We start from the raw sequence: 24,772 nt of genomic DNA, 5'->3' as shown, positions 1-24,772 counted from the left end.
CCTGAAACGGCACAGGGGCAGAAGTCGCCATGGGAAACCTCGTCGATGCCGGATCGAACCCGGCGACTGTGTGGATTTCGGGTCATCTGACGACCCAAAATCCACACAGTCCCGCGTCACCGGTCCGATCAGGACCTCAGGGGAGCGGCGCGACCGGGCCCGAAAGCCTCCTTCACCTCGCGCTGGCCCCGCTCACCTATCAGCCACGCAGGTCGACGTAAGCGACCGCCGCTTGACCGGCGAGCACCACATAGGCGTGCGAACCGTCCGCGGTGACGGCGATGCCGTACGGGTACGCGCCCGCGGGCAGCTTGCGCCGCAACGTGTTCGTGCTCGTGTCGAACTCCGCGAGGGTGCCCTGAGTCGTGTCGCTCGCCCTGCTGCCCGCGTAGACGCGGCTGCCGTCGGGGCTGATCGCGATCAGGTGACCGTTCTCGAGGCCCGGGATGTGGGCGACGACCTGGCGCGCGGTCAGGTCGACGACGACCAGTACGGAGCGGCCGTTCTGGTACGCGCGCGAGCCGTCGAGGGAGAGGGCGATGTCCCCGGAAGCACCGGTCTTCACGGAGTCGACGACGGTGTTGGTGGCGGTGTCGATCGCGGTGAGCTCACCGGATTCCGTCGCCGCCCAGACCTTCGTGCCGTCCGGCGTGACGGCCAGCGCATTGGGGCTGGTTTCCAGCTGGACCCGGGCGACCTCGGCGTTCGTGCCGGTGTCGAAGACGCGGATGGCGTCCCGCGCGGACGTGTAGAGCCGGCTGCCGTCCCGCGAGACGGCGAGCGACTGCGGATAGTCGCCTGCGAGGAGGGTGGCGGTCCGGGTCTCGGAGGCGGTGTCGATCACCGAGGCGGTGTGCGTGTACGCGTTCGCGGTGTAGGCCTTGGTGCCGTCAGGGGTGAACGCGACCTCGAAGGGGCCCCGGTCGACCTTGATGGTGTTGGTGACCTTGTTCGTGGCGGTGTCGACGACCGTCACGGTTTCGTCGGCCGGGCTGGTGACGTAGGCCTTCTTGCCGTCGGGGCTGATCGCGACGGCTTCCGGGTACCTGCCGACCGGTACGAGCACGGTCGGGTCCGCCGCGAACGCGACGCCCGTGGACGCGCTGAGCAGGACGGTGGTGACGCCGATGAGCGCGGCACGCCGCGTCAAGGTGCGGGACATGATGGATGAACTCCTAACTGTGGCGCGACGAAGCCGCGCCACCCCCAGTGGACGCGCTGAATGTAGCGGACCGCCGCAAAACGGTTAAAAGGGCCGGACGTTCGGAGGGTCACCGCGGGCGGTCGGGGCACTTATCGTCGAAGACCGGACGAAAACCCCTGCTCCCGGTCGTTTCGGCGGTCCGGGCACTCCGGTGAGGAGCGCCAGATGAAGATCGTGCGCATGATGGGGCTGGCCGTGCTGACCGCCTCCGCGCTGGTGCTGTCGATGACGGCGGCGTCCGCGCACGACCCCGAGACGGCGGAGGGGCAAGCGGCAGCCAAGACCTTCATGGCGGATCACGTTCCCGCTGAGCGGCACGCCGTCACCGGCACCGCGGCGGGCGTGCCCTGCGTCAACGGCAAAGCCGACATCTACCCGTGCAAGAACGTGGACCTGCTCAGCGTGCTGCCGCTGTCCGGGCTCGGCGGCGGCAACGGCAACGACATCTGGGGCTGGACGGATCCGTCGTCCGGTAAGGAGTACGCCATCGTCGGGCGGACCAACGGCACCGCGTTCGTCGATCTGAGCACGCCGACGTCACCGAAGTTCCTGGGCAACCTGCCGTCCAACGGCGGCAGCAGTTCGTGGCGGGACATGAAGGTGTACAAGAACCACGCGTTCATCGTGGCCGACTTCATCACCGGGCACGGCATGCAGGTGTTCGACCTGACCCGTCTGCGGACGGTCACCACGCCGCAGACCTTCACGGCCGACGCGCTGTACAAGGAATTCGGGCCCGCGCACAACATCGCGATCAACGAGGAGACCGGTTTCGCCTACGCGATCGGCTCCAACACGTGCAGTGGCGGCCCGCATATCGTCGATATCCGGAACCCGAAATCCCCGGTGAAGGCCGGTTGCGTTTCCCAGGACGGCTACACCCACGACACGCAGTGCGTCGTCTATCGCGGACCGGACGCCGCCTACCGGGGCAAGGAAATCTGCTTCAACGCCAACGAAGACACGCTCACCATCGTCGACGTGACCGACAAGGCCAGGCCGGTGCAGATCTCGCGCAAGGGTTACTCGGGCGCGCAGTACTCGCATCAGGGCTGGCTGACCGACGACCAGCGGTACTTCCTGCTCGACGACGAACTCGACGAGTCGCGTGGCACAGACAAGCGCACCAAGACCTACATCTGGGACCTGGCCAAGCTTTCCGCTCCCGTGCACACCGGCGTCTTCAGTTCGCCCGCCACCGCGATCGACCACAACCAGTACATCAAGGGCAAGTACTCGTACCAGGCGAACTACCAGGCGGGCCTGCGCATCCTGGACGTCAGCGGGGTCACGTCGGCGAAACTGTCCGAAGTGGGGTACTTCGACATCTACCCGTCGGGCAACGCCGCGAACTTCAACGGCGCGTGGAGCAACTACCCGTACTTCTCCAGCGGCATCGTCATCGTCAACGGGATCGAGCAGGGTCTGGTCGTGGTGAAGCCGAACCTCGCCGCCGCCGGGAACTGACGGACCGGGCGGGCTGGAGCGGACGTGCGTAGACCCCGGATCACCGACTGGCTGTTCTTCGGGCTGGCCCTCGCGATCGGTGTGGCGGCGGTGCTCGTGGCGCTCCGGCCGACACCCGGCCCGAACCATTCGGCGCATCAGCCGATGGTGTCGGCGGATCTGGTCCCCGCCGCGCACAGCGACGGCCTGTCCGAGGCGGAGAGCGGCTACCGGTTCGAGCGGGTGGTGACGCCCGAGGTCCGGGGTCCGGAAGTGCCGGTGGCCTTCCGGATCCTCGGTCCCGACGGGCGGCCGGTCACTCGTTTCCTGGACAACCAGACCAAGCAGATGCACTTCTTCGCCGTCCGCGACGACATGAACGTCTTCCAGCACGTGCATCCGACACTGGACGGCGACACGTGGCACACCCGGCTGGCGCTGACCGACGGCGGCGCCTATCGGATGTTCGCCGAGTTCGTCCCGGTCGACACCAAGGATCCGCGGCATCCCGTGGTGCTCGGTGTCCCGTTCACCGTGCCCGGTGACACCACTTTCGTGCCGGTACCCGCTCCCTCGGGGGAGACCGTGACGGCCACGGGATACACGGTCGCTCGGGCGGAGGCGACGGCGCGGATCCCGGTGATGCGCGCCCAGGTCCTGCGTTTCTTCCTTCGCGGTCCCGACGGCGTACCGCTCACGGCGGTCGACCCGCATCTGGGCGCCAACGGCCATATGACCGGGTTCCACAGCATGTTGCTGTCGGCCACCCATCTGCATCCGATGCAACCGGTCGGCGTCCGCCTGGTCGACGGCGAGCTGACCTTCCACTCGATGTTCTCCGAACGCGGCGAATACCGGCTGTTCCTGGAGTTCTCACATGGCGGGCGAGTGCACACGGCGGCCATCACCGTCGCGGTGGACTGAGCTTCAGCGCGCGAAGACGGGGATCACCTCCGCGATCTTCGGCGCCGCACCGCCCGGTGTCCAAAGGAGACGGACGCGGTCGGTCGTGACGCCCCCGGCGGGAAGTTCCGCGTAGCCGCCTTCGAGTCGGCCGATCGAGTGCCATTCGCCTGCCGCGTCCGCGACCTGGACGTCCGCGCTCGCACCGGGTGCCGCCGCCAGGACGACGACCCTGCCGAGAGGCTTCGCCGTGGCGGCGGTGACGACGAGCGCGTCGCCGGCCACCGGTGCCGACGCGGCCGTGTACACCGAATCGGCGTTGTTGTCGGCGGCCGCGGCGAGGTTCGTCCCCGCCGGGGTTCCGGTCACGGTGTATTTCGGGGTGTCCGGTGTGGACACGGTGAATTCCCGGACCACGATCCAGAAGGGCTGGGTCCCGACCACGCGGATGCGCACGAATCGGGCTTGTGCCTCGGCGGGGAGGTCTGCCGAGAGCACGGGTTCCGTGACCGTCTTCACCGCCGTCCAGGTCGTGCCGTCGGCGGAGTATTCGAGGACGCCGTCGCGGATGTAGTCGTCCGGGCTGGTCGGCTTGCCCATCGTGATGTCCACATGGGACACCGTGCGCGCGGTGCCGAGGTCGACACCGATGGCGTCGCCCGGGCTCGGGTACCAACTGCTCCAGTAGAAGGTCTCGGGGTCGCCGTCGACCATCCGTTCGGGAACGTTGTCGGTGTGGGTGCCCAGCGACGTCGTCGGCTGCGGCCGGATCCCGGGCAGGCCGAACCCGTGGTCGGCCATGGCCAGCGCGGTGTTCAGGAACGGGACGCAGACGGCGGTGCAGGTGCTCGGGTTACGCGGTCCGCGCGCGGTGTCGACGCGGATCGCCTGCGCCTTCTTGAGCGCGGCGACGACTTCCCCGCGTTCCGCCCACGCCTTCGCGCCGTCGCCGTCGAGTTGTGCCAGGAGCATCTTCACCGCGTGCCTGCCGGCGTGGCCGTAGAGGCCGACCTGGTCGAGCCAGGGTCCGACCTCGGCCAGGAACTTCGGGTTGGACGCCATTCCACGCCGGAGGTCGTCGGGATTCGCCGCCATCTCGGCGAGATAGCGGTCCAGCTTCGCCGCGGCGTCCCAGGGATTCTTCTTCTCCAACGCTGCCCAGAACGCGCTGATCAGGGGGCGGAGCACCGGCGAATCGAGGTCCGGCTTCCCGGTTTCCAGGCGGGCGAGCAGACTCGAATAGTTGTTCTCCGCGAACACCTTCAACGCCGGAGCAGCGGGACCGGCGAGATCGGCGATCGCCGCGAGCCACGACTTGTCCGGGTCGTACTTGTCCGGATTCCACAGGAAGTCGCCCGAGGTGAACTCGGCGATCTTCGACGCCTCGGCCTGCACCATCGGGTTCGCGGTGATCCCGGTCAGGAATTTCGCGACCCCGGGCTCGCGGCCGATGTACGGGCCGAGCAGCAGCCGTTCGGTGATGTAGTCGTTGACCGGGTAGTTGTCCCAGATCAGGATGTCGTGCCCGAAAACCTCTTTCGCCTGCCGTGCCTGCTTCTCGGTGATCTGCCCGGCGATCACGCCGACGCCGGTCCACTCCACGATCACGGCCTTGTCGAGCTGGGTGCGCAGCGCCGTCTTGTAGGGCGAGTCGGCGAGGTCGTAGTACTCGGTCGGGACCATCTGCAACCGCTCGACGCCGGGATGTGTGGCCATGAAGTCCTGCTGCACCCGGTTGAGCAGGAACGACTGCGCAGCTCCTGCCGCCGCGCCACCGGTGCCGAACTTCGCGCCGTCGGCGTCGCAGTTCCAGCGGGTGTAGGAGATGTCGTCGAGCGGGATCCCGAACGATCGCACCCCGATGTCCCACAGCGACTGGAACTTCGTCACCAGCGCGGCCTTGTCGGCGTCCGAGGAATAGCAGACCGAGAGGCCGGGGGAGAGCGCGTAGGTGAATTCGATGTGGTTCGCGGTGGCGCGGGCGACCAGTTGGGAGAGCAGGGCGAGCTGCTCGGGCGGGTACTGGTCGCGCCAGCGGGCCCGCAGGTACGGGTCGTCCTTGGGGGAGTAGACGTACATGTTCTGCTTGGTGCGGCCGTAGAAGTCCAGCTGCGCCAAGCGATCGGCGTGCGACCAGGGCGCCCCGTAGAAACCTTCGATGACTCCGCGCAACGGCGCCGCCGGCCAGTCGCGCACGCTGAATCCGGCGCTCTTGCCGGACGCGAAGAACTGCCGCAACGAGTGAGCGGCGTAGAAGGTCCCCGCGGTGTCGACACCGGACAGGGCGATCACGCCGCGATCGGCGGCGAGGACGTAGCCCCCGTGAGGCAGGCCTTCCGGGCCCTTCAGGTTCAACGCGGCGAGCGCGAGAGCGGTCGCCCTGCTTTCGGTGGGGCCGCCGACGAAGACGACGAGACCGCCGTTCGCGCGTTCCCGGGCCGACTCCAGGTCACTGACCTTGACGATGGTGCTCGCTCCTGCCGCGCGGAGCACCTGATCCACGACCGAGAGCGCGGACGGGTCGGTGTCCCGGCCGACGATCTCGACGACCGTGCGCGGGACGGTCACCACTCCCGGTCTGGTCGTCACCTGCTGGGGTGTCGGCCACACCTTCGCCAGCGGCGCGGCAGAAGCGGCGGCGCTCGCCGGGACGGGGACGGCTACCGCGACCGTGGCCGCGAGCACCATCACCGGAAAGAGTCGGATCACCCATCGGAAGGACATCGACTGGCCCCCAAATCGTCGATCGACGACGTTCTGTGAGCCAGTAAACACCCAATGCGATGACGGGCCTAGATCGTTACGGGTGACATTCGGTCGTGATGGCCGTGGACGCCGAACAGGTCCTCGCACGGCAGAATGACCTCCGTGCGAATCCTCCTCGTGGTGGTTGCCCTTGTCCTTGTCGGTATCACCGGATGTCAGGCCGAGGTTTCCGGCCAGGCCGATGCCGACGCCGACGGCTTCGTCGTCAAAGACCCCTCGCGGCTGCGGTTCCGGCCGGTCCTGACCGAACTGCCGCCCGGGCCGGCGACCGCCACGGCGGGGAATCGGCAGAGCGCGGACCCCGCCGAGCAGCAGGCCGCCGCGGCGGCGCTGGACTGCGCGCAGGGGCCGGATCCCTTGGACGGCCGTGACGATCCGGCGCTCCCGTTGGTCAGCTGTGACCGCGTGAATGGCACGAAGTACGTGCTCGGTCCGGCCTTCCTGACCGGCGCCGACCTCGCCAAGGCGACCGCCCAACTCGATCAGACGTCGGGGCGCTCCATCATCAACCTCAGCTTCACGGACGCGGGTTCCCGGACGTGGGCCGACTGGACCGCGGCGAACATCGGCAAGCAGGTCGCGATGGTGCTGAAGAGCCGGGTCCTGACCGCGCCGATGGTCCAGTCGGCGATCGTCGGCGGGGAAACCCAGATCAGCGGGCAGTTCACCCTGCCGGAGGCGCGGCAACTGGCGCGCGACATCGCCGGAATATGATCGACGAGAGCGACGTTTGAGCGTTCAACTACTTGAGGGAGTTGGACATGGGTTACGAGATCCTGGGCACGCGGCAGGAGCCGACTTTCGGCCTGGACACCTTCGGAGACGTGGAGAACGGTGCTGACGGCCAGCCGGTGAGCCAGGCCGAGGCGATCCGTCAGGTCGCGGCCGAGGGTGTGCTGGCCGACCAGGTCGGCGTCGACTACTTCGGGGTCGGCGAGCACCACCGTGCGGAGATGGCGGTGTCCTCGCCGGACGTCGTGCTGGCCGCGATCGCGGGCCGGACCGAACGGATCCGGCTGGGCACGGCGGTCACGGTCCTCAGCTCGGACGATCCGGTGCGGGTGTACGAGCGGTTCGCGACGCTGGACGCCCTCTCCCAAGGCCGTGCGGAGGTCACGCTCGGCCGGGGCTCGTTCACCGAGTCGTTCCCGTTGTTCGGCTACTCGCTGGACGACTACGAGGAACTCTTCGCCGAGAAGCTCGACCTGTTCACGCATCTGCAGAAGGAGAAACCGGTCACCTGGACCGGGACCGTCCGTCCCGCGCTGGACGGCGCGCAAGCCTTCCCGGTCACCGAATCGGGCCGTCTGCCCGCCTGGGTCGGCGTCGGTGGCACCCCGCAGTCCGTCGTCCGGGCGGCCGCGTACGGGCTGCCCCTGGTGATGGCGGTGATCGGCGGCTCGCCCGAGCGGTTCACGCCGCTGGCCGACCTGTACCGGCGCGCCTTGAAGGAGGCGGGACACGGCGAACTGCCGATCTCCATGCACAGCCCGGGCCACGTCGCCGCGACCGACGAACTCGCGGTGGCGCAGCACTTCCCGCATCACCAGGCCGCCTTCGCCAAGATCGGCGCCGAGCGTGGCTGGGGTCCGATGTCCCGTGCCGACTACGACGCCATGGCGGGACCGCGCGGAGCGCTGTTCGTCGGCTCGCCGGAGACCGTCGCCCAGAAGATCGCTTGGGCGGTAACGACTCTCGGGTTGTCGCGCTTCCAGCTCAAGTACGGTGCCGGCGCCCTTCCGCACGAACAGCGGATGGAGTCGATCCGGCTGTACGGCGAGGAGGTCATCCCGCGGGTGAAGGAACTCCTCTCGCGCTAGCCTCGATCTCGTGGTGTTCGACTCCGAGCGGTTCGACCTTCAGCCCTACTCCGGTTTCGACATGGCCCGGTTCGTGCGGCGGACCTCGTGCAGCTGGTCGGATTCCGGCTGGGAATCGTTGCTGGTCCAGCGTTTCGAGCATGTCCCGGTCGTCGACGAGATGGCCTTGCCCGCGACGGCGGATCTGCATCTGATCCTCCCGGTGGCGGGGTGGGCGGTGATGGAGACGCGCGGTGAGGGCCGGTGGAACCGTCATCAGTGGGTCCCGGGGCGACTCGAGATGGCGGTCCCCGGCAGGCCTTGGCTCCGCCGATATCGCGGGGACGGGGCGATGCGCAGCCTGCAGGTGCACATTCCGGGCACCACGGTCGACGCGATCGCCGCTCGGTTGGGCGGTCGCGAGGTGGACTACGAGGCGATGGCGGACTCGGTGGCCGGGGGAGACCCACTGATCGAGGAGATGGTCCGCGCGGTCGGGCTAGCGGAGGAGGAAGACGATCTTTACGCCGAATCCGCGGCCGCCTTCCTGACCGTGCACCTGCTCACGCGCCACGCGCTGAAGCCGTCCCCGCCGAGGCCGTCACGGGAGGACGTCCGAGTCCGGGAGGCGGTCGCGCTGATGCGCGAGCGGCTGGCGGAGCCGTTGGGGCTGGCCGACATCGCCGGCGCGGTGCATCTGAGCGTCTTCCATTTCCTCCGGGTCTTCAAGGAAAAGACCGGGGAGACGCCGCATCGCTTTCTCGCGCGGCTCCGGATCGAGGAGGCGCGACGGCTGTTGCGCGACACCGACCTGCCGATCGCCCAGATCGCGCCGCGCTGCGGATTCTCCACTCCCGGCGCGTTGTCGGCCGCGTTCCTGCGGCATACCGGATCGCGCCCCTCGGAGTACCGCAATTCCTGATCGGCAGCCGGCAATCTCACGTATGGGCGTCCCGGCGATCCGCTCCTACGTTTCAAGCGTGAAGAGCTCAGGAATGCAGTCTTACGACGTCATCGCCGAGACGGCGGCGCCACCGGCCGCGGTCTGGGCGTTACTGCTCGACGCCCGCCGCTGGCCCGTCTGGTCGCGGGTGGACGCGCTGGAAACCGCCGCCTCGCAGGGACTTTCCGCCGACGGCCGCGACACCGTCGGAGCGACCCGCGCTTTCCGTACCGGCAAGGTCGTCACCAAGGAGCGGATCACCGCGCTCGAACCCGAACGCCGCTTCGCCTACGAAGGCGTGGAGAACCCCTCGATGGCCGACTACACGGCCGCGATCGAACTCCGGGAGACGCCCGGCGGAGGGACGTCGATCCGCTGGCATGGGACGTACCGGGCCCGCCGCGGGATGGGCTGGTTCTTCCAGTGGTACCTCCGCCGCTTCATGCGGGATATGGCGACCGGGCTCGCCGACCATGCCGGCAAGCCCGGTACCACTTAGCCTTCGCGGTTGAAGGCGGCGATCATCGCTTCGGTGCTCGGCGGGTTGAAGGGCTGCCCCAGGGTGCGCATGAGGGAGTTCACGCTGGGGCGGTACATCCCGGTCTTGCAGTAGCGGGAACCCTCGAAGGCGCCGACGGTACCGCCGTCGGGAGAGGGTTTGCCGAGCCAGGCGTGCCATTTGGCCTTGCGCTCCCGCATCTGCGCGGCGGTGAGGGCGGACGCGTTGGGCTCGCGGGGTTCGCGGGTGTCGCAGGTGCCGTAGTCGTATTCGTCGGCCAGGCCGCCGATCGAGTGGCCGAGTTCGTGCGCGACGATCTGGCTGGCCTGGGCGTTGCCGCCGGACGAGGTCGCGACCCCGCCGCCCGCGCCGCCGTACTTGGTGGTGTTCGCCAGTGCGATGACCTGGTCGACGTCGGATACGGCAGCGGCGTACTGCTTCGCCTTGGTTTCGTTGACGCACAAGAGCCGTTCGATGCCGCCGCACCAGAAGTACGCGCCCAGCGCGGTGTTGCGGCGCACCCCCTGGGTCGGGTCGTTGGTGACGCCGGATTCGGCGGAGACGACGTCGACCTGCCAGAGGTTGAACTGCTTGCGGTAGCTCTTGTACGGCTCGATCGCGAACAGTGCCGCGATGCTGGAGCGGACATGCTGCGAATACGTGCTCATTTGAGTGGACGTGTAGCCGTCACCGACGAAGACGAGATCGAAGGTGCTTTCGCTGGGGCCGTTGGTCTCGATGGGGGTCACCTTGGCGGCGTTCGCGATGCGCTGCGGCGCCGCGCTTCTGTCCGACGAGGGCCGGTTCACGTTGACTCGGCTGATGGTTCCACCGGGTTCGAAGGCCTCCATCGACGTCGTGAACCCGGGAGCGGCCGAAGCCGTCGCGGGAACGAAACCTGCCAAGAGGATCCCGGTGAATGCGAACAGGAGACCTGCGCGTCGCATGTGTACTCCTTGAACGGGGGGAGGGGAGTACGCGAAACGATCCCGACTTTCGACGGCTTCCGGCAGATCCCAAGTGGCCATAAGGTCCGAGTGATGGACGTCGAGTTACGTCATCTGCGCGTGGTGTGCGCCGTCGCCGACGCGGGCAGCATCACCCGTGCGGCGACCGGGATCGGCAGCACCCAGCCGGCGCTGACCGCTTCACTGCAGCGGATCGAGCGCGCGTTCGGCGGAACCCTGTTCCTCCGCAGCCGTGACGGCGTCGTTCCCACGGCGTTCGGCGAGTGCGTGCTCTCCCGGGCGCGGGACGTTCTCGCCGCGGCGGACACGATGCACCGCGACGCGGCGCGATGGCTGGCCGACGGTTCGGCGCGTCCGGTCGCACTGGGCGGGATCGGCGGCTCGATGGTGGTCGAACTGGCCGATCGGCTCGGTGGTCCGGACCGGGCTCACGCGGTGTCGGTGACGACGGAATTCTCGCCGCGACGGTTGTTGGATCTCGTGGCGGGCGGGCAACTCGACGCCGCCGTGGTGGCCGACTATCCCGGTTACGTCCTGCGCGCGACGACGGGTGTGGCGATGCGGCCGCTGGCGGTGCAGCCGGTGTTCGTGGCGCTCGCCGCCGATCATCCGGCCGCCGCCGGCACCGAGATCGACCTCGGCGATCTCGCGGGCGAGCGCTGGGTACTCGGGCCCTCCGACGGCGCCGGCTGGCCGGAGTGTTTCGAGGAGGCTTGTGCGCGGGTGGGATTCCGGCCCCAGGTCGCCCACCGCAGTACCGAACTCCGTCCGCTGCAACGCCTGATCGCCGCCGGGCGGGCGATTTCCCCTTGCCAGGTCACCTTTCCCGCGACGGCCGGGATCGCGATCCGGCCGCTCGCCGGGGACCCCTTGTGGATGCGGTACCTCGTCGCCTGGCGCGCCGACGGCGCGTTCGGGAGGAGCACCGACGTCCTGCTCGACGCGGCCGAAGCCGCTTACCGGGCCGACACCGACGGCAGTCAGGCCTACCGTCACTGGCTCGCCCGTCGCGGCGAACGCGCCGGCGCGGAGCGTGCCATCGGGTGACACCTGGTCGGGGAATTCCCCTTGTCGGGCGGGGGTCCTAGCCTCGGATCACCTCATCGACGAAGGGTAAGAAATTGCGTCTGCGCGCCCTGCTGGCCGCTGCTGTCCTGACCATCACCACCGCTCCGGCCGCGCTCGCGGCGCCGGACGTGGCCCACGGCTCCGACGTCCCACCAGGGCAGTTCGGGTTCGTCGCGAAGATCGCGATGACGAAGATCCCCCGTCCGGACGGTTCGACCTACAGCAGTTACTGCACGGGGGCGCTGGTCGCGCCAAGCTGGGTCATCACCACCGGGCACTGCTTCCACGACGCGCACCGCAAGCGCGTCTCGGGCAAGATGCCCTATCCGACGACGGTGACGCTGGGGCTGGTCGACGAGGCGACCGAATCGGGTGTGGCCCGCAAGGCGACCGAAGTGCTGCAGGCGAAGGAAAACGACGTCGCCCTCCTCAAGCTGGACACCCCGGTGACCACGGTGCCGCCGATGAAGGTGAATCGCGTGGTCCCGAAGGTCGGCCAGCAGCTGACACTGGCGGGGTGGGGCAGCCTGACCGGCACGAACCCGGCTCCGGCGACTCGGATGCAGCAAGGCACCGTCCATGTGGCGACGGTGGCTCCGACCACGGCGGGCGTCCGCGGCGCGTCACCGCAGATCACGACCAGTGCGTGCACGTTCGATTCCGGCGCGCCGTACTTCGTGCCCGAAGACAAGGGCGGGAGCCTGGTCTCCATCGAAGCGACCGGTCCGGGATGCCCGCACGCCGGGATCGAGACGACCTCCCGTGCCGACGTCATCGCGGACTGGATCGCCACCCATACGGCCTAACGACGGGTTTCGCGCGGTGGCCGGTCGGGTAGCCGGATGATCAGGAGGTAGTCCGATGACGAGTACCCGAATGACCGCCCCGCCGGCGCCGCCGAACCCCATGCCGCCCGATCCGGGCGTGCCCGAACCCGGCATTCCCGAGCCGGTTCCGGACCCGGGAATCCCCGAGCCGGTCCCGGATCCGGGGCGGCTGCCCGATCCCGACGGACCGCCGGATCCCGCGCCGGGGACGGTTCCGCCCGGGGCCTGAGCCGGAACGGGTCAGAGGGTGAACGCGAGCCAGAGCGCGAGCCAGGCGCACGCGGCGACCGCGACGACGACCGCGCAGACACGGAGTCCCGCGGTGGCGATCCGGAGCGTCGCGGTGCCGTTGTGCTGTCGGTGATTGCCCATGATTCCGCCCTCCTTTCAAGATCACCTTCCGCTGTCCGGGCGATCGGCGCAGCGGGGGCGGCCTGTCCGGGTGACCCCATCCGAGTGAGAGTGACGGCGAAACGGGCCCGGCCGAAGATCGGCCGGGCCCGTTTTCCGCGCGTCAGGCGTCGCAGGTCGCCGGGTCCACGACGAGCAGCGGGTCGTTCGCCGGCCGGCTGGTGATCGGGATGGTCTTCTCCACGCTCAGGGCGCCGTCGCGCAAGGTGTAGACGGTGCGGCTGCCGGAGTACGTCAACTGCTCGGCCGGTGCGCCGACGTTGTCGGCCTCGGAGGCGACGGTCTCGAAGGTGCGGCCGCCGCCGACGGCGGTGCAGCCGTAGCCGAGGTGGGCGGCGACGCCACCACCTTCGGCGACCGAGTAGGGCTTGTCGTCCGCGCCGACGACCTGGCTCAGGTTGCGGCCGTCGAAGTGCAGCGCGGTGAAGAACGTGGTGTTGGCCCCCACCGACTGGGTGACGATCAGTTCCGCCCGCCCGTCACCGTTCAGGTCGGCCACCCGCGGGGCCTGGATCCCGGCCTGGGTGTCGGCGGGAACGTGGATCGAGGTGAAGGTCCCGTTCACGGTCGCCGAGATCACCTGGTCGTCCCCGGCCTGCTGGACGTTGACCGTCTCGATCTCGCCGTCGCCGTCCAGGTCCGCGACCGTGGTGACCGGGGCGGCCAGGGCGGGGACGATGGTGGCGAGGCTCAGCGCGGCGGTGATGCCGGTGACGGCCGCGGTACGGACGATGCCTGTGCGGTTCATGATCTCTCCCTCCAACTCCCTCGGTGAACTTTTCACCGAAAGTGTTCTCATGGGGAAAGACGGCCACCTGGTGGCGCGGGTGCAGTGAGAGTGTGATGTGCCACACGCACGCAACCCGCGCCGCCGGGTTCAGAGCCACTCGTTGTGGGCGGCGAACACCCCCAGCTGGAACCGGCTGGAGACACCGGCGCGGTCCATCAGGGTTTCGAGGTAGCGGAACAGGGTCCGCCTGCTGACCCCGAGTTCGGCGGCGATCTCGTCGTCCTTGCGCCCGGCGGCGAGCAGGATCAGCAGCTCCCGCTCGATCGGCCGGATCGGCTGCCCGGACGTCCGTCCGTGCTGATCGAGCGGGAGCGCCGCCGCCCACGACGTCTCGAACAGGCCCTCCAGCGCGGAAAACAGGCTGCAGGGTCGCACGATGACGATCGACTGGTTGCGGTCGGCCTCCCGGATGGTCAGCGCGATGGTGGCCGCCCGGTCGTCGAAGAGGGTCAGTTTCACCGGGAGTTCGGGCAACAGGCGTGCCTGCTCGCCGGCCCGCAGGCATGGCAGGATGTTCCCGGTGAAATACCCGGGATCGCCGAGCGACGCTCCACTGTAGACACATCGGTAGCCGATCCCGCGCCGAAGCTGGTCCTCCTCCAGGAGATTCCGGTGCCCGCCGGTGAAGTACGGCGGGGAATCGAGACGGCGCACCTGATGTCGCACCATGGTGGCGAGATGCTGCAGCCGGGGGACGATGGCTTCGCCGGTGACCACTTCCAGGAGATCCTGTGCGTGCGGCATCCCCGAATGCGCGCGCCGGAAGGTCCGGTACGCGGTCTGGACGGCGATCCGCGCGTCGTGCAGTTCGGCCTGCCGCCGCGTGGACAGCGCGGACAGGGCCTCGCTGGGATTCGCGGGAAGGTACTCGGTGCCGTCCTTTCCGGACGACACCGCGAGCCCGGCGTCGGCGAGTTCCTTCAGTGCCAGATGGACGGTCTCGGCGTCGCCGTGCCGCCTGAGGAGTTCGTCGGCGGTCACCGGCGCGCCTTCGAGCATCCGGCGGTAGATCCCGGCGGCGACCTCACCGAGGCCGAGCCGGATCAGTTGCGCGCCGAGACCGTCCGAGGGAGTCACCGGGGCTAGACGCCCGAGGTGTCGCGGATCCAGGTGCGGTTCGACGCGATGCTGGTATGCGTCGAGCTGTCCACCTTGTTGCCGGCGATGTGCACGCCGACCTGCTTGCCGCCGACGAACACCGGTCCGCCCGAGTCGCCGCCGTTGGTCAGGCCGTTGCCCCGGCTCGCCTTGATCAGTCCACTCCCGACACTGGTCACGGTCATCCGGGCGACCTTGAGATAGCGCTGCAGATCGCCGTCTTCGTTGTAACCCCAGCCGTACACGTATTCGGTGTCACCGGAGGCGACGGTGGTGCCGAGGGAGGCGTAAGTCGTGCTGACCGAACGGTCGAGCCGCAGGAGCGCGATGTCGGCGCCGCTGGACGGCGTGTAGATGTCGCTGACCACCGCGTAGGTACCGGATCGGTGGTCGACGTCGCCCACTCGGACGGAGTAGTCGGCGCCGGGCTCGTCGATGCAGTGCTGGGCGGTGAGTACCCAGCGGGCGCTGATGATCGAGCCGGAGCACCACTGCTCACCGTTCTGCTCGATCATGGCGGCCCACGGGCCGGACTGGGCGTATTCGCCGTCGATGATGGGTGCCGCGCCGGCGGCGGGGGCGACCGCCATGAGCCCTGCCGCGCAGAGCAGGGCGGTGAGGAGACCTCGGATGCGCATGGATGCCTTCCACTGCAAAGGAAACTACGGGGAGAACGCGAGATCGACGGGTACCCGTTCGTGCCCGTCGCGCGATCGCCGGGGGTCGCCCTGGCTTGATCCGCTGACGGTTTTCCCATGCTAGGCAGGCGGATATGGCACTAGATAGCGACTAAAGACGGGAGAACCCCATTTCGGGCGGCGTGGAACCCGGCCGCCCGGCACATCAGTGCCGATGGCACAGATGTGTCAGAACGACTTGTCTACAGTGGATTCCCGGACTTCTCCGCCGCCGGCGCCGAGCGGGCCGACCCGCGGTACTGCCCGGGGGCCTGACGCCGTGCGCGCCGGAAAGCCCGGCTGAACGCGTACACCGAGGTGTAGCCGACCGAGCGTGCGATGGTGTCCACCGTGTCGTCGGTGTCGCGGAGCCGGACGGCGGCCAGATCCATCCGCCACCGGGTGAGGTAGTCGCCGGGTGTCCGGCCGGTGGTCTCCCGGAACCGGCGGGTCAGCGTGCTGCGGGAGGTCGCCGACTCCGCCGCGAGCAGATCGGTCGTCCACGGCTTCGCCGGAGCCTCGTGGAGTTTGGCCAACGCCACGCTGACCAGGGGATCGCCGAGGACGCCGAGCCAGGTTCCCTGCGCCTCGGCGGGCTTCTCGGTCAGCCAGACGCGGAGCAACTGGACGAGAAGGATGTCGACGAGCCGGTTGAGGACGAACGCGGTGGCGATCTGCGGATGGGCCAGCTCCCGGGACAGCAGCCGGACCGTGTCGTCCAGGCAGCCGCCGCCGTGGTTCGCCCGGATGTGCACGAGTTCCGGCAGCGTGGTGAGGACCTGGGTGGACACCGCCGGGTCGTAGTCGTAGGTGGCGCCGAGGACGTGGGTCTGCACCTCTCCCGAGCCGAGGCGCAGTACGCCGCCGCAGGCCCGGGCGTCCTCCGCCGCGGTGCACTGGTGGGGGAGTATCGCCGCGTCAGGCTCACTGCGCAGGGTGTGCCCCGAGCCGTTCGGCAGCAGGACGACGTCGCCCGGCATGAGCTGTCGCGCCGGGTGACCGGCCAGGTCCAGCCAGGCGGTGCCGGAGGTGACGGCGTAGAACGCCGCGCCCGCGATGCCGTGCCAGCGGATACCCCACGGGCCGGACGCCTCGATCCGGGCGCCGGCGGTTCCCCGGACACCGCCGACGGCGAGCGTTTCGGCCAACAGGTCCATGTCGGCCAGGATAGTGCTACAGACGGATATGTTCATGGCGCTTTCTGGTATCGATCAATCCAAGCGATGCTCCATACGATCGAGGTCATGGCAGACACGATCGACTTCGACGAGATGAACCGCTCCGTGATCACCGAGTTCCGGGCGAACGGCGGGGCCGTCGGCGGCATGTTCGAGGGCTATCCGCTGGTACTGGTGCATCACGTCGGCGCGAAATCCGGCACCGAACGGATCGCGCCGCTCGTCCCCTTCCAGGAGGACGACCGGCTCTACATCTTCGCCAGCAAGGGCGGGTCCGACGAGAACCCGGCGTGGTACCACAACCTGGTGGCGAATCCGGAGACGAAGGTCGAATTCGGTACCGAGACCTACCCGGTGGTCGCGCGGGTCCTCGACGGCGCCGAACGCGACGAGATCTACGACAAGCAGTCCGCGGTCCAGCCGCAGTTCGCCGAATACCAGCGCAAGACCAGCCGGGTCATCCCGGTGATCGAGCTTCGCCGGGTCTGACACCCGGATTCGACGAAAGAGGGCCGCCCGAAAAGTCGGGCCGGCCCTCTTTTTTGTGTTGGGATGACGCAATCTTGCGCAAGAAGTCGTAAATTTGCGAAAGCGTGTCTACTTATTGCATTACGTGTCTCGGTTGTTGCATGCTCGTACGGCTCTGGCTCCCTCCCCGCTGTCTCAAAGAAGAGAAGACGCCATGACACGTATGCGCCTGTCCCGGCTCATAGCCGGTTTCCTAGCGGCTGGGCTTTCCGTCGCCGGTCTCTCCCTCGCCTCCGCGGCGAGTGGTCCACCTCCGGACCTCGCCGCCGCTTCCTCCGGACCGGCGGCGCTCGCGGAAGTGCCGTTGACCCGCACGGTGTCGGCGAGCAGTTCGCTGCCCGGCTATCCCGTCGCGAACGCGGTCGACGGGAATCAGGACAGCTATTGGGAGTCCGCGAACAACGCGTTCCCGCAGTGGATCCAGGCCGACCTCGGCTCGGCGAAATCCCTCTCACGGATCGTGCTGAAACTGCCCTCCGCCTGGGAATCCCGCACCCAGACGCTGACCGTGCGCGGCAGTACCGACGGGACGGCGTTCACCGACTTCGGCGCGCCGGCCGGTTACGCGTTCACTCCCGGCGCCAACACCGTGACGATCCCGGTGACCGCGTCGGCCCGGTACGTGCGGCTGCAGATCACCGCGAACACGCGGTGGCCCGCGGCGCAGCTTTCGGAATTCGAGTTGTACGGCCCGGACACCGGCGACACCCAGGCACCGAGCGCGCCCGCGAACCTCGCGCTGACCGAGCCCGCCCCCGGCCAGGTGCGGCTGGCGTGGTCGGCGTCGACCGACAATGTCGGCGTCACCGGTTACACCGTCTACCGCGACGGCACACCGGTCACCACGATCACCGGCACCACGTTCACCGAGACCAGGCCGGTGGGGACCCGGATCGAATACTTCGTGCGGGCGAAGGACGCGGCGGGCAACGTGTCCGCCGACAGCGACCACGTCGTGCGCTCCGGGACCACGGCGGGCGCGAATCTCGCCGCGGGCAAGCCGATCGAGGCGACGTCGACGGTCCATTCCTTCGTCGCCACGAACGCCAACGACAACAACACCGCCACCTACTGGGAGTCCGCCGCGGGCTACCCGAACTCGCTGACGGTCAAGCTCGGCGCGAACGCCGACGTCGACTCGATCGTCGTGAAGCTCGACCCGGACACCGCCTGGGGCGCGCGGACACAGAACTTCGAGGTCCTCGGCCGGGAACAGGGCGCCACCGCGTTCACCTCGCTCTCGGCGCGAGCGGACCACCGGTTCGATCCCGCCACCAACCAGAACACGGTCACCATCCCGGTCAGCGGAGTCGCCTCGGACGTCCGTCTGCAGTTCTCCGCCAACTCCGGGGCCCCGGGCGGCCAGGTCGCCGAATTCCAGGTCCTCGGCACCCCGGCGCCGAACCCGGATCTCGTCGTCACCGGCATTTCCTGGACTCCGGAGAACCCGACCGAGACCAGTCAGCTCGCGGTTTCGGCGACGGTGAAGAACAACGGGACGGCCAACGCGGCCGCGACGACCGCGAGCGTCAGCGTCGGTGGCACCGTCGTCGGGGACGCGGCGGTCGGCGCACTCACCGCCGGCGCGTCCACGACGGTGACCGTGAGCGCCGGTACACGGCCTCAGGGCACGTACAGCGTGAGCGCGACCGTCGACCCCGCCGGCAAGGTGGCCGAGCAGGACGACACCAACAACACCTTCACCTCGCCGACGTCGCTCGTGATCGCGCAGTCGCCGGGGCCGGATCTCGAGGTCACCGGCATCACCTCCAATCCTTCGAATCCGGCGGTCGGCGCGGCGGTCTCGTTCACCGTCGCGGTGCACAACCGCGGCACGAGCGGCGCGGGCGCTTCGGTGACGCGGCTGACCGTCGGCGGCGCGACACTGACCGGTGCCACCGGCGCGATCGCGGCCGGTGCCACGGCGAACGTCGCGATCTCGGGCACCTGGACCGCGGCCAACGGCGGGGCGACCCTCGCCGCGACGGCCGACTCGACCAACCTCGTCACCGAGACCAACGAGTCCAACAACGGGCTTTCGCGGGCGATCGTGGTGGGCCGCGGCGCGGCGGTGCCGTACGTCGGTTACGAGGCGGAAGCCGCGCAGTACCAAGGACAACTCCTGGAAGCCGACCCGCTGCGGACCTTCGGGCACACGAACTTCGCGACCGAGTCCTCGGGCCGCAAGTCGGTGCGACTGGCGAGCCAGGGCCAGTACGTGGAGTTCACCTCGACGAACCAGGCGAACTCGATCGTGGTGCGCAACTCCATCCCCGACGCCCCGGGTGGCGGCGGTCAGGACGCGACGATCAGCCTGTACGTCAACGGGACCTTCGCGCAGAAGCTGACGCTGTCGTCGAAGCACAGCTGGCTCTACGGCAGCACGGACGATCCCGAAGGCCTGACGAACACCCCGCAGGCCAACGCACGGAGGCTGTTCGACGAATCGCACGCGCTGCTGGCGCAGTCGTACCCGCCGGGCACGAAGTTCAAGCTGCAGCGGGACAGCGGCGACACCGCGGCGTTCTACATCGTCGACACGATCGACCTGGAGCAGGTCGCGCCCGCGTCGGAGAAGCCGGCGAACTGCACGTCGATCACGGAGTACGGCGCGGTGCCGAACGACGGGAACGACGACTCGACGGCGATCCAGCGCGCGGTCACCGACGACCAGAACGGCGTGATCGCCTGCGTGTGGATCCCGGCGGGGCAGTGGCGGCAGGAGAAGAAGATCCTGACCGACGACCCGAACGTGCCCAACGGCGGCGGCCAGTACAACCAGATCGGCATCTCCAACGTGACGATCCGCGGTGCCGGCATGTGGCACTCGCAGCTGTACTCGTTGACCGAACCGCAGAACGCGGGCGGCATCAACCACCCGCACGAGGGCAACTTCGGGTTCGACATCGACAAGAACACGCAGATCTCGGACATCGCCATCTTCGGTTCCGGCCGGATCCGCGGTGGGGACGGCAACGCCGAGGGCGGTGTCGGTCTCAACGGCCGGTTCGGCACCGGTACGAAGATCTCGAACGTGTGGATCGAGCACGCGAACGTCGGCGCCTGGGTCGGCCGGGACTACAGCAACATCCCGTCGCTCTGGGGGCCGGCCGACGGCCTGGAGTTCAGCGGAATGCGGATCCGGAACACCTACGCCGACGGCATCAACTTCACCAACGGTTCCCGGAATTCGCGGGTGTTCAACTCGTCGTTCCGCACCACCGGTGACGACGCTCTCGCGGTGTGGGCGAACCAGTATGTGAAGGACACGTCGCAGGACGTCGCGCACGACAACGTGTTCGCCAACAACACGATCCAGCTTCCCTGGCGTGCCAACGGGATCGCGATCTACGGCGGGTACGGCAACAAGATCGAGAACAACATCGTCTCCGACACGATGAACTACCCGGGCATCATGCTGGCGACGGATCACGATCCGCTGCCGTTCTCCGGGCAGACCCTCATCGCGAACAACGCGCTGTACCGCTGCGGCGGGGTGTTCTGGAACGAGGACCAGGAGTTCGGCGCGATCACGTTCTTCGCGCAGGGCAAGGACATCACCGGTGTCACGCTGCGCGACACGGAGATCCACGACTCGACCTACGACGGCATCCAGTTCAAGACCGGCGGCGGCACCATGAACGTGGCCGTCACGAACGTCAAGATCGACAAGTCGAACAACGGCGCCGGCATCCTCGCGATGAGCGGCGCCCGTGGCACCGCGACGTTGTCGAACGTGACGATCACGAACTCGGGGACGGGCGACATCGTCACCCAGCCGGGTTCGCAGTTCGTGATCACCGGCGGGCAGGTCCCGGCGGTGGTGTCGACGGGTCGGCGCGGCACGAGGTAACACGGTCGTTTGACAAAGCGGAACACTGCTCCGTATGTTTTGTGGAGCAGTGTTCCGCTTAGTCGATGATCCCGAAGGAAGACCCATCATGAGTATTTCGACCACCGCTCCCACACCTGTGCTCTCGGTCGGCCCGGTGGTGCTGCCGACGCCGGATCGCGCGGTCGACCTGCAGGTCCGGGTCTCCGCGCCGGTGACCGGGAGCGAGCTGCCGATCATCCTGCTGTCGCACGGCCAGGGGTATTCGAACCATCTCTCGTCGATGAACGGCTATGCCCCGCTCGTGAACTTCTGGGCGGCGAACGGCTTCGTCGTCATCCAGCCCACACACCTGAGTTCGAGGACGCTGGACCTCGATTCCGGCGACCCCGAAGCGCCGCTCTACTACCGGTCGCGCGCCGAAGACATGACCCGCGTCCTCGACCGCCTCGACGAGATCGAGGCCGCCGTCCCGCGGCTCGGCGGACGGCTGGACCGGACCAAGGTCGCCGTCGCCGGGCATTCGATGGGCGGGCACACCGCGAGTCTCCTGCTGGGCGCGCGGTACACCGATCCGCACGACGGAACGGAAGTGGACCTGGCCGAACCCCGTATCTCCGCCGGTGTGCTGCTCGCGGCGCCCGGCCGGGGCGGCGACGCCGTCACCGGGTTCGTGGCCGAGAACTACCCCGTCTTCCTGACCACGGACTTCTCCAAGATGACGACGCCGGCGCTCGTGGTGGCGGGGGACAAGGACGCCTCCACCCACCTCACGGTTCGCGGTCCCGACTGGCACACGGATCCGTACTCCCTCTCCCCGGGGCGAAAGACCTTGCTCACCCTGTTCGACGCGGAGCACGGTCTCGGCGGGATCTCCGGCTACGACGTCGCCGAGACCACCGACGAGAACCTCGAGCGGGTGGCGGCGGTGCAGCGGCTCACCTGGGCCTACCTGCGCAGCGAGCTGTACGCGGGGGACACCGCCTGGCAGGAGGCGTGCGACGCGCTGACGGCCGGTCCCGGTCCGCTCGGCCGGGTCGAGTCCAAATAGGACCTGACCAGGGGCGCTCGGCCGGTGCCAGCGTTGTGGCAGAGGCGACCTCTACGATCTGGCCCCCTATGACTGGGGGTCATATGCTGCGAATTCGTTTTTCCGATGCCGATCTGGTCCGGATCCGCGTCCTGGCGGAGCCGAATCCGTTGTGGGAGATGCTGCTGAGCCTGCATCGCCTCCAAGAACCGAGCCGGGATCGCTGGTGCCGGGTCGTTCCCGAGCGGTCGCGGTGGGCGATCGTGATGCTGCATCAGCTGGCCAGGCACCGGGGCTACTCGCCCGATTTCCTCACGCCCGAAGCCGAGGTGCCCGACCTGGAGACGGGGCTCGATATCGTCCTGAGCACCTCGAGGCAGGTGCTCAGGGCCGACCTCGCCCGGCTCGGCGCCGAACAGCCGGTGACGGGGTGGGTGCGTGACCTGGCCGACGGCGATCCGGCCGCGCTGCGCCTGCTGGGTGAGGCACTGACGACCTATCACGAGGTGGCGATCGGGCCTTTCTGGTCCACGATCCGGCGGCTGACCCGAGCCGACCACGAACGGCGCGCCGCCCTCGCGATGGAGCAGGGCCTGGAGGCGGTCCTCGGGGCATTGCACACCTCCGCGCGTTGGAACCCACCGGTTCTCGAGATCGCGTATCCCGTCGATCAGGAGGTCGTCCTCGGTGGCCGCGGGCTGACGCTGGTGCCGTCGTACTTCTGTCATCCGGGACCGATCATGCTGCTGCGGGAAACCGAGCGGCCGTTCCTCGTGTACCCGATCGACGCCGCGGCGACCGATTCGGACCTGGTCCGAGCGGGAGGCCGGAACCGGGGACTGGCGTCACTGCTGGGACGGACACGGGCCGAGATCCTGCACCTGCTCGGCTCCGACCGTCCCCTCAACACCACCGAACTGGCGAAGGCGGCGGGAATCTCCTTGGCCGGGGCCAGCCAGCACGCGGCCATCCTCCGCGAAGCCGGTCTCGTGGTGACGGAACGTCGAGGCGGGTCGGTGCTGCACCGCGCCTCACGGAAGGGAGTGGCGCTCCTCTGAGGCTTTTCGGGAGAGGTCTTCTGTTGCCGGTCACGACGTCACCGGCGAAGCTGAGCGCAGTCCGTCCTCGAAGCCGGACAGTGGTTTCAGCTGGCCCTGCGCCGACCATGGTCCCGCGACCTTCTACAGATCGGCCCTTGAGGACCTCTTTGTAGGAGGTCGTGGTCGCGGGCGGATCCACCCCCTCCCGGATCTGCCCGCGATCGCCTTGTCTTTCCGTCACCTGCCCCTGGTTTTCGGGACTTCGCGCGTCCCGATTCCTTCATGGACAACCCTGGACCACGTCACGGTCCGGCGAAGGGAGCCTTCAGCTTCTGACGATGCCGGGCAGGGCTCCACACGGTCCCGTCCACCGGGCCGATCGGCCATTCACGTCGACCAGTTCCTGGTGCGTCCGCCGCGCAAGGTGTAGCGCGCACTGACCGAACCGGACCTGCACGGCCAGCGGGCATGCCGAAGGGCCCGTCGCCGGATCGGTGGCGGGCTCTTCGGGTCAGGCTGCGGCGCGGTGGAGGGTGTTGCGCCGGGGATGTCGTAACGGGTCCCGGTACTGGGGTGGGATGAACTCCGGCAACCCGTCGGCCGCCATCCGCACTTCCCACTCACCGTGATGAATCAACCGGTGATGGAAGCCGCAGAGCAAGACGAGGTTCCGGAGGTCGGTCCGTCCGCCGTCTGCCCAGTGATGGATATGGTGTGCGTGACAGTTCTTCGGCCTGCGATGGCAGCCGGGGAACGCGCAGCCCCCGTCGCGGATGTTCAACGCCCGTCGCTGGCCCGGAGTCACGAACCGTCGGAGCCGCCCCACATCAAGCGGTTCTCCGGCAGCGTTCAGCACGACGGGGAGCATGAGACAGTCGCAGGCGGCCATCCGCGCTTCGCGGGCGGTCATCTCCCCGACGAAATCCAGGCAGGCTTTCCCGATCCCGGTCTTCAACTCGTCGAGACCGACGGTCACGTGGATCAGGGTCCGGTACCCGCTGGTGCCCGGCTGATCCGGGCACGCGATCGCCAGATCCAGCAGGTCGGCCCAGGCGTCACCCTGGCGTTCTGCCTTGGTGCGGAAGTCGGCTTCGCCGAACTCGTCGACAGGGCGAGGCTTCGCATAAGCCTCAAGCGCGGCCGCGGTCCGGGCACCCAACTCATCGTCAAGAAGGCCTTTGATCTTCCAGAACCCGTCCTTGCGGCGTTCCACGGTCAGTTCACGGCGCGGTTCGGCGGGTTCGGGATCCTTCGGCTCTGCACCGTCGGGATCCAGCAAGCCCAGCAGGGTGCTCCCCAGTTCCGAAACTTCACTGGGGCCCGCATCCCGAGCCAGGTCGACAAGAGTCTTCTCCGTACGCTCCCGAGCTTCGACAGACACCTCGGCCGGGATCTCCTTCAAGATCCCCAGGACCTGCTTGATCCGCTCCTGCCCGATCACACCCTCCGCCGCCGCCACAGCCGTCGCGGGAGCGAACGCCGGAACCTCACGACCATCCAACGCACGTGTGGGATTCAGATCGATGGCCTGATTCACATACGGACGCGCCTCAGCCTGAGACAAACCAGCGACATCGGCGAACCACGCCAACGTCGTCCCATACCCATACAAATCCTTACAGCCCCGAGACTCGATCTCCGCCAGATACCGGCCCAGACCAGCAGAGGCGACCCGCATCACCTGCAGGAACTGCGTCACGCCGTGGGCAAGCTCAAGCTTGCCTGCGCGCCACAGCTCCTGCGGCAACTCGGGAAGGAACGTCGT

22 protein-coding genes are annotated in these 24,772 nt (G+C 68.4%); 13 read left to right on the top strand and 9 right to left on the bottom strand.

All coding sequences use genetic code 11. The annotated features are described in order from the left end of the window. Positions 1-199: 199 nt before the first annotated feature. Positions 200-1,162, bottom strand: a complete 963-nt coding sequence (locus tag H5J31_RS01275) for a YncE family protein (RefSeq protein WP_181770538.1) — start codon at positions 1,160-1,162, stop codon at positions 200-202. A 207-nt stretch (positions 1,163-1,369) separates the two neighbouring features. On the opposite strand from H5J31_RS01275, the gene H5J31_RS01270 reads away from it, so the two are divergent. Continuing rightward, positions 1,370-2,671, top strand: a complete 1,302-nt coding sequence (locus H5J31_RS01270; protein ID WP_181770537.1) for a choice-of-anchor B family protein — start codon at positions 1,370-1,372, stop codon at positions 2,669-2,671. 24 nt (positions 2,672-2,695) lie between these two features. Then, positions 2,696-3,574, top strand: coding sequence for a hypothetical protein (locus H5J31_RS01265; RefSeq protein ID WP_181770536.1), 879 nt, complete (start codon positions 2,696-2,698; stop codon positions 3,572-3,574). A gap of 3 nt (positions 3,575-3,577) precedes the next feature. Here H5J31_RS01265 and H5J31_RS01260 read toward each other — a convergent pair whose 3' ends face one another. Beyond that, positions 3,578-6,262, bottom strand: coding sequence for a beta-N-acetylglucosaminidase domain-containing protein (locus tag H5J31_RS01260; RefSeq protein ID WP_328701334.1), 2,685 nt, complete (start codon positions 6,260-6,262; stop codon positions 3,578-3,580). 159 nt (positions 6,263-6,421) lie between these two features. Here H5J31_RS01260 and H5J31_RS01255 point away from each other — a divergent pair, with 159 nt between their 5' ends. The 4 genes from H5J31_RS01255 to H5J31_RS01240 all read left to right on the top strand — a co-directional run bounded on the left by H5J31_RS01255 (position 6,422) and on the right by H5J31_RS01240 (position 9,560). Next, entirely contained in the window at positions 6,422-7,033 is a 612-nt protein-coding gene (locus H5J31_RS01255; protein ID WP_181770534.1) for a SecDF P1 head subdomain-containing protein, read from the top strand. Between the two features lie 47 nt (positions 7,034-7,080). Then, positions 7,081-8,139 carry an LLM class flavin-dependent oxidoreductase gene (locus H5J31_RS01250; protein ID WP_181770533.1) on the top strand — a complete coding sequence of 353 codons (1,059 nt, stop codon included), beginning with the start codon at positions 7,081-7,083 and terminating at the stop codon, positions 8,137-8,139. Positions 8,140-8,149: 10 nt separating this feature from the next. Next, positions 8,150-9,040: an AraC family transcriptional regulator gene (locus H5J31_RS01245; protein WP_181770532.1), complete on the top strand. Its 891-nt coding sequence runs from the start codon at positions 8,150-8,152 to the stop codon at positions 9,038-9,040. 73 nt (positions 9,041-9,113) lie between these two features. Next, on the top strand, positions 9,114-9,560 hold the full coding sequence (locus tag H5J31_RS01240; RefSeq protein ID WP_181770702.1) for an SRPBCC family protein: 447 nt from the start codon (positions 9,114-9,116) through the stop codon (positions 9,558-9,560). Here the strand turns inward: H5J31_RS01240 and H5J31_RS01235 are convergent. Continuing rightward, positions 9,557-10,507, bottom strand: coding sequence for a M64 family metallopeptidase (locus H5J31_RS01235; protein WP_181770531.1), 951 nt, complete (start codon positions 10,505-10,507; stop codon positions 9,557-9,559). The two genes, H5J31_RS01240 and H5J31_RS01235, sit on opposite strands and share 4 nt — an antisense overlap. A 93-nt stretch (positions 10,508-10,600) precedes the next feature. Here H5J31_RS01235 and H5J31_RS01230 point away from each other — a divergent pair, with 93 nt between their 5' ends. The 3 genes from H5J31_RS01230 (at position 10,601) to H5J31_RS01220 (ending at position 12,652) form a co-directional block, all read left to right on the top strand. Beyond that, positions 10,601-11,575 (top strand): LysR family transcriptional regulator, encoded by a 975-nt coding sequence (locus H5J31_RS01230; RefSeq protein ID WP_181770530.1) that lies wholly within the window; start codon positions 10,601-10,603, stop codon positions 11,573-11,575. Positions 11,576-11,649: 74 nt separating this feature from the next. After that, positions 11,650-12,402: a S1 family peptidase gene (locus H5J31_RS01225; protein ID WP_181770529.1), complete on the top strand. Its 753-nt coding sequence runs from the start codon at positions 11,650-11,652 to the stop codon at positions 12,400-12,402. A 55-nt stretch (positions 12,403-12,457) separates the two neighbouring features. Further along, entirely contained in the window at positions 12,458-12,652 is a 195-nt protein-coding gene (locus H5J31_RS01220) for a hypothetical protein (protein ID WP_181770528.1), read from the top strand. 11 nt (positions 12,653-12,663) lie between these two features. Here H5J31_RS01220 and H5J31_RS40145 read toward each other — a convergent pair whose 3' ends face one another. The 5 genes from H5J31_RS40145 to H5J31_RS01200 form a co-directional block, all read right to left on the bottom strand. Beyond that, positions 12,664-12,795 (bottom strand): hypothetical protein, encoded by a 132-nt coding sequence (locus tag H5J31_RS40145; RefSeq protein WP_268879142.1) that lies wholly within the window; start codon positions 12,793-12,795, stop codon positions 12,664-12,666. Between the two features lie 142 nt (positions 12,796-12,937). Then, positions 12,938-13,582, bottom strand: coding sequence for an FG-GAP repeat domain-containing protein (locus H5J31_RS01215; RefSeq protein ID WP_181770527.1), 645 nt, complete (start codon positions 13,580-13,582; stop codon positions 12,938-12,940). A gap of 129 nt (positions 13,583-13,711) precedes the next feature. Further along, positions 13,712-14,701 carry a helix-turn-helix transcriptional regulator gene (locus H5J31_RS01210; RefSeq protein WP_181770526.1) on the bottom strand — a complete coding sequence of 330 codons (990 nt, stop codon included), beginning with the start codon at positions 14,699-14,701 and terminating at the stop codon, positions 13,712-13,714. 5 nt (positions 14,702-14,706) lie between these two features. Next, positions 14,707-15,360: a S1 family peptidase gene (locus tag H5J31_RS01205; protein WP_181770525.1), complete on the bottom strand. Its 654-nt coding sequence runs from the start codon at positions 15,358-15,360 to the stop codon at positions 14,707-14,709. A 242-nt stretch (positions 15,361-15,602) separates the two neighbouring features. Beyond that, a complete protein-coding gene (locus H5J31_RS01200; RefSeq protein WP_181770524.1) occupies positions 15,603-16,556 on the bottom strand; it encodes an AraC family transcriptional regulator in 954 nt (317 codons plus the stop codon). A gap of 87 nt (positions 16,557-16,643) precedes the next feature. Between H5J31_RS01200 and H5J31_RS01195 the strand changes: the two genes are divergently transcribed. The 4 genes from H5J31_RS01195 to H5J31_RS01180 all read left to right on the top strand — a co-directional run bounded on the left by H5J31_RS01195 (position 16,644) and on the right by H5J31_RS01180 (position 23,025). Continuing rightward, positions 16,644-17,066, top strand: coding sequence for a nitroreductase family deazaflavin-dependent oxidoreductase (locus H5J31_RS01195; protein ID WP_181770523.1), 423 nt, complete (start codon positions 16,644-16,646; stop codon positions 17,064-17,066). A gap of 193 nt (positions 17,067-17,259) precedes the next feature. Continuing rightward, on the top strand, positions 17,260-20,958 hold the full coding sequence (locus H5J31_RS01190) for a CARDB domain-containing protein (protein WP_236004481.1): 3,699 nt from the start codon (positions 17,260-17,262) through the stop codon (positions 20,956-20,958). Positions 20,959-21,046: 88 nt separating this feature from the next. After that, entirely contained in the window at positions 21,047-21,988 is a 942-nt protein-coding gene (locus tag H5J31_RS01185) for an alpha/beta hydrolase family protein (protein WP_181770522.1), read from the top strand. 83 nt (positions 21,989-22,071) lie between these two features. Beyond that, positions 22,072-23,025 (top strand): ArsR/SmtB family transcription factor, encoded by a 954-nt coding sequence (locus tag H5J31_RS01180; RefSeq protein ID WP_181770521.1) that lies wholly within the window; start codon positions 22,072-22,074, stop codon positions 23,023-23,025. A 493-nt stretch (positions 23,026-23,518) separates the two neighbouring features. Here the strand turns inward: H5J31_RS01180 and H5J31_RS01175 are convergent. Beyond that, positions 23,519-24,772: HNH endonuclease signature motif containing protein (locus H5J31_RS01175; protein ID WP_181770520.1), on the bottom strand; the 1,254-nt coding region annotated here is incomplete at its 5' end.

It is taken from the genome of Amycolatopsis pittospori (assembly GCF_013870525.1).
Lineage (GTDB): Bacteria > Actinomycetota > Actinomycetes > Mycobacteriales > Pseudonocardiaceae > Amycolatopsis > Amycolatopsis pittospori.
Note: the sequence above shows the minus strand (reverse complement) of the source record. Positions and strands in the feature narration are given on the sequence as shown.

Coding starts and splice junctions, on each gene's coding strand:
- H5J31_RS01275 (WP_181770538.1), bottom strand. CDS start 1,162: ATGTCCCGCACCTTGACGCGGCGTGCCGCGCTCATCGGCGTCACCACC.
- H5J31_RS01270 (WP_181770537.1), top strand. CDS start 1,370: ATGAAGATCGTGCGCATGATGGGGCTGGCCGTGCTGACCGCCTCCGCG.
- H5J31_RS01250 (WP_181770533.1), top strand. CDS start 7,081: ATGGGTTACGAGATCCTGGGCACGCGGCAGGAGCCGACTTTCGGCCTG.
- H5J31_RS01240 (WP_181770702.1), top strand. CDS start 9,114: ATGCAGTCTTACGACGTCATCGCCGAGACGGCGGCGCCACCGGCCGCG.
- H5J31_RS01235 (WP_181770531.1), bottom strand. CDS start 10,507: ATGCGACGCGCAGGTCTCCTGTTCGCATTCACCGGGATCCTCTTGGCA.
- H5J31_RS01230 (WP_181770530.1), top strand. CDS start 10,601: ATGGACGTCGAGTTACGTCATCTGCGCGTGGTGTGCGCCGTCGCCGAC.
- H5J31_RS01220 (WP_181770528.1), top strand. CDS start 12,458: ATGACGAGTACCCGAATGACCGCCCCGCCGGCGCCGCCGAACCCCATG.
- H5J31_RS40145 (WP_268879142.1), bottom strand. CDS start 12,795: ATGGGCAATCACCGACAGCACAACGGCACCGCGACGCTCCGGATCGCC.
- H5J31_RS01215 (WP_181770527.1), bottom strand. CDS start 13,582: ATGAACCGCACAGGCATCGTCCGTACCGCGGCCGTCACCGGCATCACC.
- H5J31_RS01205 (WP_181770525.1), bottom strand. CDS start 15,360: ATGCGCATCCGAGGTCTCCTCACCGCCCTGCTCTGCGCGGCAGGGCTC.
- H5J31_RS01200 (WP_181770524.1), bottom strand. CDS start 16,556: ATGGACCTGTTGGCCGAAACGCTCGCCGTCGGCGGTGTCCGGGGAACC.
- H5J31_RS01195 (WP_181770523.1), top strand. CDS start 16,644: ATGGCAGACACGATCGACTTCGACGAGATGAACCGCTCCGTGATCACC.
- H5J31_RS01190 (WP_236004481.1), top strand. CDS start 17,260: ATGACACGTATGCGCCTGTCCCGGCTCATAGCCGGTTTCCTAGCGGCT.
- H5J31_RS01185 (WP_181770522.1), top strand. CDS start 21,047: ATGAGTATTTCGACCACCGCTCCCACACCTGTGCTCTCGGTCGGCCCG.
- H5J31_RS01180 (WP_181770521.1), top strand. CDS start 22,072: ATGCTGCGAATTCGTTTTTCCGATGCCGATCTGGTCCGGATCCGCGTC.